The organism is Kitasatospora sp. NPDC057542, assembly GCF_042801945.1.
GTDB lineage: Bacteria > Actinomycetota > Actinomycetes > Streptomycetales > Streptomycetaceae > Kitasatospora.
The window spans coordinates 1-8,416 of record NZ_JBHVFE010000401.1 but is presented as its reverse complement, the minus strand read 5'-3'; the positions used below and the strand labels follow the sequence as shown (position 1 = coordinate 8,416).

The 8,416-nt window shown below is 69.1% G+C and carries 10 protein-coding genes; 7 read left to right on the top strand and 3 right to left on the bottom strand.

The window, feature by feature from the left end; all coding sequences use genetic code 11:
• The first annotated feature begins 132 nt into the window (after positions 1-132).
• From ACFU7Y_RS34305 to ACFU7Y_RS34295, 3 genes are all read left to right on the top strand, one after another.
• On the top strand, positions 133-813 hold the full coding sequence (locus tag ACFU7Y_RS34305) for a hypothetical protein (RefSeq protein ID WP_380770708.1): 681 nt from the start codon (positions 133-135) through the stop codon (positions 811-813).
• A 567-nt stretch (positions 814-1,380) separates the two neighbouring features.
• Positions 1,381-1,698 carry a hypothetical protein gene (locus ACFU7Y_RS34300; protein ID WP_380770707.1) on the top strand — a complete coding sequence of 106 codons (318 nt, stop codon included), beginning with the start codon at positions 1,381-1,383 and terminating at the stop codon, positions 1,696-1,698.
• Between the two features lie 207 nt (positions 1,699-1,905).
• Complete coding sequence (locus ACFU7Y_RS34295; RefSeq protein ID WP_380770706.1) at positions 1,906-2,862, top strand: IS5 family transposase; 957 nt, start codon at positions 1,906-1,908, stop codon at positions 2,860-2,862.
• On the opposite strand, the gene ACFU7Y_RS34290 is transcribed toward ACFU7Y_RS34295, so the two are convergent.
• Positions 2,780-3,358, bottom strand: coding sequence for a hypothetical protein (locus ACFU7Y_RS34290; RefSeq protein ID WP_380770705.1), 579 nt, complete (start codon positions 3,356-3,358; stop codon positions 2,780-2,782). The genes ACFU7Y_RS34295 and ACFU7Y_RS34290 overlap by 83 nt on opposite strands.
• 145 nt (positions 3,359-3,503) lie before the next feature.
• Here ACFU7Y_RS34290 and ACFU7Y_RS34285 point away from each other — a divergent pair, with 145 nt between their 5' ends.
• A complete protein-coding gene (locus tag ACFU7Y_RS34285; protein WP_380770704.1) occupies positions 3,504-3,854 on the top strand; it encodes a hypothetical protein in 351 nt (116 codons plus the stop codon).
• A gap of 110 nt (positions 3,855-3,964) precedes the next feature.
• Here ACFU7Y_RS34285 and ACFU7Y_RS34280 read toward each other — a convergent pair whose 3' ends face one another.
• The gene (locus ACFU7Y_RS34280; RefSeq protein ID WP_380770703.1) at positions 3,965-4,204 is read right to left on the bottom strand and encodes an ATP-binding protein; all 240 of its coding nucleotides are present in this window, start codon (positions 4,202-4,204) and stop codon (positions 3,965-3,967) included.
• A gap of 154 nt (positions 4,205-4,358) precedes the next feature.
• Here ACFU7Y_RS34280 and ACFU7Y_RS34275 point away from each other — a divergent pair, with 154 nt between their 5' ends.
• Together ACFU7Y_RS34275 and ACFU7Y_RS34270 are read left to right on the top strand one after the other, a co-directional pair.
• Positions 4,359-5,189, top strand: a complete 831-nt coding sequence (locus ACFU7Y_RS34275; RefSeq protein ID WP_380770702.1) for a hypothetical protein — start codon at positions 4,359-4,361, stop codon at positions 5,187-5,189.
• 121 nt (positions 5,190-5,310) lie between these two features.
• Complete coding sequence (locus ACFU7Y_RS34270; RefSeq protein WP_380770701.1) at positions 5,311-5,688, top strand: hypothetical protein; 378 nt, start codon at positions 5,311-5,313, stop codon at positions 5,686-5,688.
• 102 nt (positions 5,689-5,790) lie between these two features.
• On the opposite strand, the gene ACFU7Y_RS34265 is transcribed toward ACFU7Y_RS34270, so the two are convergent.
• Positions 5,791-6,543, bottom strand: a complete 753-nt coding sequence (locus tag ACFU7Y_RS34265) for a hypothetical protein (protein ID WP_380770700.1) — start codon at positions 6,541-6,543, stop codon at positions 5,791-5,793.
• 598 nt (positions 6,544-7,141) lie between these two features.
• Between ACFU7Y_RS34265 and ACFU7Y_RS34260 the strand changes: the two genes are divergently transcribed.
• Complete coding sequence (locus tag ACFU7Y_RS34260; protein WP_380770699.1) at positions 7,142-8,218, top strand: protein kinase family protein; 1,077 nt, start codon at positions 7,142-7,144, stop codon at positions 8,216-8,218.
• Positions 8,219-8,416 lie beyond the last annotated feature (198 nt).

Sequence of the window (8,416 nt, the reverse complement as noted above, 5' to 3'; positions counted from 1 at the left end):
GGCCCCGAGCCGGGGCAGGCCGGGCGCGTCCGCTACGAGCAGGTGTCAAGCATCTCGATCAGGGCGTTCTTCTCGCTCACCGTGGTGCTCAGGCCGTAGACGTACTTGATGTCGGTCCAGGCGGGGGAGTAGGTGCATCAGTACGACCGCAGCGGCGGCCTCCACTGGTCCGGCCCCTTGTCGGCCTTCGCCCGGTTCGATGCGGCGGAGACCGCGACCAGCTGCGAGTGGGTCAGGTCGTTGCTGATGCCCGCGGCATCGCCCAGCTCGGGGAAGCCGGCGCCCGCGCTCCCGGGCCGCCCGGGCTGGATCCGGGATGTCGCCTACCTCGACGACCAGGTGCTGGACCATCTCGCCTCGGCGGCCGCGGCGAACGCCTGGCGGGACGACAACCGCTGCCTGCTGCCCGCGAACACCTACCGGATCGCGGCCCGGGCCATCACGGACCTGTCCGCATCCGTTCCTGAGGACGGCCGCGCCGGCCAGGTGGTGCTGTGCGCGCTGCCCGCCTGGAAGCTGGAAGCCCTCTGGGATGTGCTGCTGGTCCTGCGCCGGACGGCGGCCGGCGACCCGGACACGGACATGGTGCGCGAACTCCTGGAGGACCTGGGCAACAAGCTGTTCACCCCGGCGCGCACGGTGGAGCACTTTACCACGGACCTGGAGAGGGTGGTGGCGGTGCTGATGCTCGACCTGCCGGACGTCAAGGTGGTGGCCACCGCCGTCGTCCTGAACGAACAGCGAGGAGAGACCATTGCCCGGGCGTACCGCCGGATCACCGCCGCGTGGACAGCGGCCGGAGTGCCCACCTGACCCTGCGCCCCATCGCCATGGGGAAGCGGCACGTACCCACCTGCCCGACCCCCGCAGGCCCCTGCCAGCCACCCTCCCCTGACCGTCCTTGACGCTTGTCCTGCCCCGCCCTGGCCTGCTCGGCGCCTCGCCTGGCCAGGCCGCCCCTCGCCGCCATCCCGGCCACAGGCCCGCCCACAGCGCCCCACCGTGCGACCCCGCGCCGCTGCGCCCCGCCCCGGCCTTCTGCCCCGCCCCGGCCGGTCTCGGTGCTGCGCACCGGCCCGCTCAGGTCCATCCGCACGGCGATGCCCTGGCTGCTGCTGTCGGCACGGGTCCGGCGGCCCGTCCTGCCGTCGTCGTCCCGGCCTGCGCCCTCGACGTGCTGCTGCTGCGCCGCGAGGCACCGTCCGCCTGCACCCGAGCGCCAAAGTCCGTCCCCGGGCTCCGGAATGGTGGCCACTGACGTCATGCGGCCGGGCCCGGTCCCTGGATTCCGTGAGTACATTCACGGTGGTGAAGCGGGCGGACGGCGGACCAGGGCCAGTCGGCGCCAGCGTTGGGACTCGGATCAACCGGAGGCTGCGGATGGACATCGAGGACGTTATGGACTACCTGGTGGAGCACAGGGCCCCGAACCTGCCCCCCGGGTATCTCTCCGAGCAGCTTCTGTCGTTGACGTGGATCCTCGCTCCGGAGGCGGGGAGGATCTTCGACATCGGAAAGACGTGGCTCACGTCCGGCGACGAGTTCCGAGTAGCTGTCGCGATGGGGCTGCGCGAGGCGTTCATGGCCGACTCCTGGGCCGAGCTGGTCGAGCTCGGGGAGTCCATGAAGGAAAGGTTTCCTTCACTCTCCACCATGGTCGATGAATGGCTGGAAGCCTCCAAGGCGTCCTACATGTGAGTATGTGGGGTGGTGTCAGCGGGATGGGTGGCAGCGGGCTGGTCGACTCGGCGCGTTTGAGAGCGTGGTGGTGAACCGGGCAGTGTTCGGTGGGGAGCGACGGGGTTGATGCCTCGAATGATTGTTCCTGTCGGCGGGCGCGCATGGGCGAACGGGCCTCTTGGCAGAGATGAGGTTGTCGACCAACTCTCCGCCGCAGGAGGCCCGTTGCTGTCTCAGTTCACCATCCCGGAGGTGTCCGGTGCCACTTCGGTCACCCTGGCGTGTGACTGCTATGTGCACCAGTACGGGGCGATCCCGGCTGGTCGGCGCGGGCCGCGCTATCCGTCGGACATGACGGATGCAGAATGGGTGCAGGTCAGGGCCTCGATGCCGGTGCCGGCGTGGCTGGAGGGCCGGGGTGGACGCCCCGAGGCCCATTGCCACCGGGAGATGTTCGACGCGGTGCGTTACCTCGTCGACAACGGCGTGAAGTGGCGGGCGATGCCCGTCGACCTGCCCGCCGCGCGCAAGGTCTACGATTTCTTCCGCCGCTGGTCACGCCACGGCTACGCGCGTGAGCTCTACCAGCGCCTGCGGCGCCTGGAGCGGGTGCGGCAAGGTCGGGCGGCCGAGCCGAGCGCGGGGGTGATGGACGCGCAGTCGGTGGACGGCTCGGAGACCTGCCCGGCTGCCACGCGCGGGGTGGACGGCAACAAGCGGCGCGACGGACGCAAGCGGCACGTCCTGACTGACACGGGCGGCCTGCTGCTGGAGGTCACCGTCACGCCCGCGAACGTGCACGACTCGGTTGCCGCCCCGCAACTGATCGACGCGTTCATGGCCGAGCCCGGACGCCTGCTGAGACTGGTCCGGGCGGACACCGCCTACCAGGGCCCGGCGCTGGCGGACGCGTTCGCGGCGCACGGGGTCAGGGTCGAGGTGGTCAAGCGCCCGGACGGGACCAGGGGATTCGTGGTGCTCGCGCGCAGGTGGGTTGTCGAGCGCACGCTGGGGTGGCTCTCCCGGGCCCGGCGTCTGAATCGCGACCACGAGCGCCGGCCCGATCACCACGCGCAGATGGTGTGGTGGGCTGCCTTGATCACGCTGACGCGCAAGCCGGCGAAGGAACGTCTGCACTGGCCGGAGTTCCGCCACGAGCGGCTGGACCCGCGGCCGGCCTGAACAGGCCCCGCTCACGCACGAGCCAGCCGCGCGCCTCCAGCGCATAAGCGCGGTGGCGCACCTTCTCCACCTCGTTCAACCGCGCCGCGTCCCGCCCCAGCGCCCGGGTCAGCTCCTGCACCGTGACCGGACCCGGCCCGGCCAGCACCGTCTCGAAGACCTGCCGGTACGCCCCGCACAACGCATCAGCCCCCAGGCCCGGCTGCCAGACCGGCGGCCGGGCATCGTAACCCTCCCGCAGCACCGGGCCCGCCGGCGCCGGCCCGGTCTCCTCCACCGCAGCCCGCCCGGTCGACGCCCTGTCATCCCCCTCGGGCAGCACCGTCCCCTCGGCGAACATGCGCGCGACCTCCTCGCGGGCGATCCGCGCGTGCTCCAGCCGCTGCCGGGCCGCCTCGGCCTGAACCTCGGCCTCCCGCAGCATCTCCAGCCAGGACTCCAGATCCTCCCGGGCCCGCGCCTCCCGGACCTCCAGCAACGCGATCACCGACGGCATCCTGCACCTCCACGACCAGGCCAACTCCCCGCTGGCTGCCCGCAGCCGGCCACCCCGACACCACAGCCACCCAAAACGCTGCTGGCCATCGAGCTACAGACCGGTTCACCACCACGCTCTCAGCCAAGGCTGGGAGGATGATCCCATGAGCTTCGACCTGACAGTTCTTGCGATGGGCACTTCGGCTGATGCCGCGGCAGCGCGTGCGATGTTCGAGAAGTGCAACTCCCTGCATCATGACGAGGGAGAACTGGATGAACGGGTAGTCGGGTTCTATGAGCGGCTGCGCTTGCAGTTCCCCGACTACCCGCCCTATTCGGCGGACTCGCCCTGGATGTCGACGCCGTTGGCAGTCGGCATCGACCACGTGATCATGAACCTGAGTTTCTCCTCCAAGAGCGACGCCGCGATCAAGGCGATCGAGGAGCTTGCCGGGGAGTACCGATTGGTCCTATGGGATCCGCAGTCCCAGGACGCCTACCTGCCGAGCGTCTGAGCCTCTGAGTGGCACCATCACCGGCTAACTTCCATTCTCGGAAGGCTTCTTGGGACGCTTGTTCGGCCGGTAGCTGGGTCCGTTGATGATGACCTGGTGGCTGGTGTTGATCAGCCGGTCCAGGAGCGATTCGGCGACGACGGGGTTGGGCAAGAGCGGATACCCGTCGCCGGGGCCCGGTTGCTGGTGATGATCAAGGACCGGCCTTGCCGCTCGCTGACCAGCTCGTAGAGGTCGTCGGCCTGGGCGGCGGTGAGCTGGCGCATCGCGAAGTCGTCGAGGATGAGGACGTCGGGGCGGACCGGGTGGCAGGCGATGCTGGCGGACGCGGCCGGGCTGCTGAGGGTCATACGCGCGATCGCGGCTGGCACTGCGCCGTTTGCGAGCAGGCCCGCTGACTGACGGACGGCCGGGGCGAGCCGCGACGGCTTCCGGGACGGGCACGGCATTGCGGCTGCGCAAATTCGGTGGTGGCAGGCTTCTTATGTTGGCCATCCTGGGCACGTGGCTGACCGTGCGAACTTTGTCGTTGTCCGCGAGAGCGGTGATTACGAGCTGTATCTCTCCCGGTTCGGTGCGGTGGGGATCGACCTCGACCTGCTGGCCGGGCCGAGGGAAGCGCTCTCGATGGTCCAGCGGCTGAGTGCGGATGACTGGTGGCTGGACGATGTGCTCTGCCAGGGGGCGGCGCTGATCGACCTCGGTCGTAGGGTGCTGCTGATGTTCGCGTGGGAGGGGCCGAGTGCCGTGATGCGTCACAGGGCTGCGGCCCTGGAGCTGTTGCGAGAGGCCTGGGCGGGTTGGCATGTGCGGTGGGCGTACGACGGTCCCGCGGAGTTGCGGACTTACCTGGGGCTGGATCCTGAGCTCGTTCGCGACCGTGACCGTGATGTTCTCGTTGGAGAGTTGCTGGAACCGGATGCGGAGGACTTGGCGGACCCCGAGCCAATGGTCGTGGTGGTGACGGTTGGGTCGGACCGCTGCTATGTGGTGGCGAACGTGTCCGACCATCCGATCCGGGAGGGGACTTCACTTCTCGACCGGCTGATGGGCGGTCCGGAGCAGGGGGTGTGTCGTATGCCGGCTGAAGCCGGGGTCCATGTCGATCCGGTTCGGCGCAGGGTGGGCTGGTGGGTGCTCGGGGCGTCAGCCGAGGCATACGAGATGCCGCAGCGATGGCCAGGCTGGACGGTGGAGTTCTGGCAGGACCGTTGGGAGGAGCACGTCCGACTGTCCAGCGGCCAGTTCCAGCCGCCGCTGGTCGATCGCGAACGCGCGGTGGCCGAGGTCCGGGCGGCGGTCGCAGATCGATGGGAGACCCGGACGCGTCCGTAGGTGGGCTGTGTCGACCCGTAAGGGCCTCCCGGTACGTGGTCGAGATCGTGTGTCAGCGGTCATCGGTGGGGTTCTTGGGTCGCTTGTTGGGCCGCTAGCTGGGTCCGTTGATGATGACCTGGTGGCTGGTGTTGATCAGCTGGTCCAGGAGCGACTCGGCGACGCGATCGTCCGGCTGAGCGTTCCCGAGGCCACAGCCGATTCCCTGCGCTGGTGCCTGGACAGCGGCACCCCGATGCTTGCCGACGGTGCCCTGCGCGCCGTCGCCATGCAGCGCCTCTGCCTGGACACGGCCACGATCGACCACGTCCTCGACTTCCTTGAGCCCCTGGACCCTTACGACGGTCTCCGGTTCTGGGCCGCGGCTGCCGCAGCGGGTTGGCCGGGTCCCCAGGTCACGAGGTTTCTCCACGCATGCGCAGCCGGTCCCCGGTCCGATGTGGCCAGTGCAGCCGACTCATCCCTGCAAGGCAAGTACCAGACCTACATGCCCTTGTAGCAACCCGGCCGGTCAACGTTCGAGGGCACGCAGGTGCTGCGCCGGTGGCTGTTCGCGGTCGTGGCCGGCCTCGTGGTGCCCGGAGCCATGATGGGGAGGCGGTCAGCGGCCGGCCAGGTGGCGGGAGGCGAGGTGGACCTCGTCGAGTTGGGCAGTGGTCAGGCGGCGGGCTTCCCAGATGACGGCGGCCACGTCGGCTGCCCGTGGGTGGAGCGGCGGCAGGTCGCCCGGCAGGCGGATGCCGCCAAGCACCGCCAGATCACGGGCGGGAATGCCGAGCACCCCCGCGAAGCCAGCGACCAGTTCGGGGGTCACACCGACTGTGCCGCGGCCGATCCCGCCGATGGTGGATGCCGCCAGGTAGATACCCCCGTCACTCACCGCGTACAGGGCCTTCGCCGTGCACGCCCACGCCAGGTTCCGACTGTGCGCGAGCTCCAGGAGCACCGCACCGAAACCCGGACCATACCGGTGGCACGGTCGGCCGATCCCACCCCGCCCCTCCCGCCGCACCAGAGGCTGCGCCCGGATCGCGCCCAGTAGCAGGGGTCGGTTCCCGGCGGGCATGACCATCGCGTTGTAGACGACGCGGCTGACCGACCAGTGCGGATTGCGGGTGACCGGTGTCAGGTCGTCAGGCACCGGCTGCCCGGCCAGGACGAACAAGTCGGCGGTATGCAGCCCGAGCACCGGCGCGAGTTCCCGGAGCAGCCGTTCGGCCGGCGGCCGCCCGCCGAGTACGGCCCGCAGCTCCTCCAGGTCGGTGCCGGCCGCCGTCGAGAGCACCGAGGCGTCGATCGTTCGATGCCCCATCAGGCGCGCCAGCAGCGCACCGAACTCCAGTACTCCAGTCATTCCGTCAGCGTATCCACCCGTGCGGGGGTCGTCCGGCTTACGCGGCTCCTGGCCCGGCACGGCCGGGGCGGCGGGGCGATTGACGTGAGGCGCGTCCAGGCCGACGCCCGCAGTGGTGACGACTGGATCCTCCATGCCCTGTCCCGGCCACGGCGGAGGGGCAGTCGCTGTCTCGCGTCAGTTCCCGGATCATGTGCTTGAGCAACGGCAGCGCGGCCGTGAGTCGCTTGTGGTAGCCGGGCCGTTGGGGCAGGTAGGGGAACATGTCCAGCAGGTGCTTGCGGGCGAAGCGCAGCCAGCGTGCCTTGGAGCGGTAGTCCACCCAGCGCCTGGGCCACCGCCGGACAGAGGAGTTCGGAGTCGCTGAGCAATGGCGGTCTGCCGAGCCATCGCGTTCCTCCGATCTCGTCGTCGATTTTCACATAGAGTGCCGTCGCGAGGGTGTTCAGGTCGGTCGTCACAAACTGATCTTGGACGCCCTCTGCCCGTTCCGGAGGTAAACCGCAGATTCATGAGTCGTTGCGCTCGGCGGGACTGCCCAGCCATTGCAGAATCGAGGTCGGCACCCAAGGTGGAGGCCGTAGTGAAGTGCCCTGACATGTCGCGCGGTGCGCGTTTGACCGGCCATAGCGCCGTCTCCACATCCCTGGCCTTGTGCAGCGACCGTGCTCTGCGCGAGCTCGTGGACACGGCGGTGCCGATCGGATTCGGCATCGGCGGGAAGTCGGCCCTGCTGGAGTTCGCCGGAACCCCGGTCTTCGTGAAGCGGGTACCCCTCACCGACCTGGAGAGGGAACCTGCGCATGTCCGGTCCACGGCGAATCTGTTCGATGTGCCCGTCTTCTGCCAGTACGGCGTCGGCACCATCGGAGGGCCGGGCTTCGGGGCCTGGAGAGAGCTCGCCGTGCACACCATGACGACGAACTGGGTACTCGCGGCGGAACACGAGGGCTTCCCCCTGATGTACCACTGGAGGGTGCTGCCGGACTCGACGCCCCTGCCCGAAGAACTGGCCGACATCGAACGGGCCGTGGCCTACTGGGGCGGCGGATCGCAGGTGCGCCGCCGGATCCAGGCCCTCCAGCAGTCCTCGGCGAGCGTCGCGCTGTTCCTGGAATACATCCCGCACAACCTGCACCAGTGGCTGGGCGCCCAGGTCGAAGCGGGAGACCAAACCGCCAACCGAGCCTGCTCCATGGTGGAGAGGGAACTGGCAGCCGGCACCGCGTTCATGAACAGCCGCGGGCTCCTTCACTTCGACGCGCACTTCGAGAACATCCTGACCGACGGCCGGCGCCTCTACTTCGCGGACTACGGCCTCGCCATGTCCTCCGGGTTCGAGCTGTCGCAGGACGAGGCCGACTTCTTCGACCGGCACCAGACCTACGACCGCTGTTACACCGCCACATACCTGGTGAACTGGCTGGTCACCGCTCTGTACGGATACCAGAGGGAGGACCGGGAGGGCCGATACGCGCTGGTGCGCGCCTACGCCGAGGGCAAGCGCCCCACGGGAATCCCAGAGGAGGCCGCGGCAATCCTCGCCCGGCACGCCCCCATCGCCGCAGTGATGTCCGACTTCAACCGCAAGTTCCAGCGCCAGAGCAGGCAAACCCCCTACCCGCTGGAGGAGATCCGCCGGCTCGGCGGGATACACAGCTCCTCCACTTGCTGACGGACGCCTGGAGGCCGGCACTCGACATGGATCAGTCACCCTACGTCGGCCTCCAGCAACCACAGGGCGCGACGCGGGCCCGACCACGCGCGCATTCGACATCAGAGGACGTTAAGTCCCCTTTCTCTCGGTTCGTGATCGCTCGTTCGTGTGAACGTCGGCCGTACTGGCGTGCCAGTCGGGGCCCGGGTGATGTTC

Bases quoted from the DNA above. Each gene is read 5' to 3' on its own strand.
- ACFU7Y_RS34300 (WP_380770707.1), top strand. From the start codon at position 1,381: ATGGACATCGAGGACGTTATGGACTACCTGGTGGAGCACAGGGCCCCG.
- ACFU7Y_RS34290 (WP_380770705.1), bottom strand. From the start codon at position 3,358: ATGCCGTCGGTGATCGCGTTGCTGGAGGTCCGGGAGGCGCGGGCCCGG.
- ACFU7Y_RS34285 (WP_380770704.1), top strand. From the start codon at position 3,504: ATGAGCTTCGACCTGACAGTTCTTGCGATGGGCACTTCGGCTGATGCC.
- ACFU7Y_RS34280 (WP_380770703.1), bottom strand. From the start codon at position 4,204: ATGACCCTCAGCAGCCCGGCCGCGTCCGCCAGCATCGCCTGCCACCCG.
- ACFU7Y_RS34265 (WP_380770700.1), bottom strand. From the start codon at position 6,543: ATGACTGGAGTACTGGAGTTCGGTGCGCTGCTGGCGCGCCTGATGGGG.
- ACFU7Y_RS34260 (WP_380770699.1), top strand. From the start codon at position 7,142: ATGTCGCGCGGTGCGCGTTTGACCGGCCATAGCGCCGTCTCCACATCC.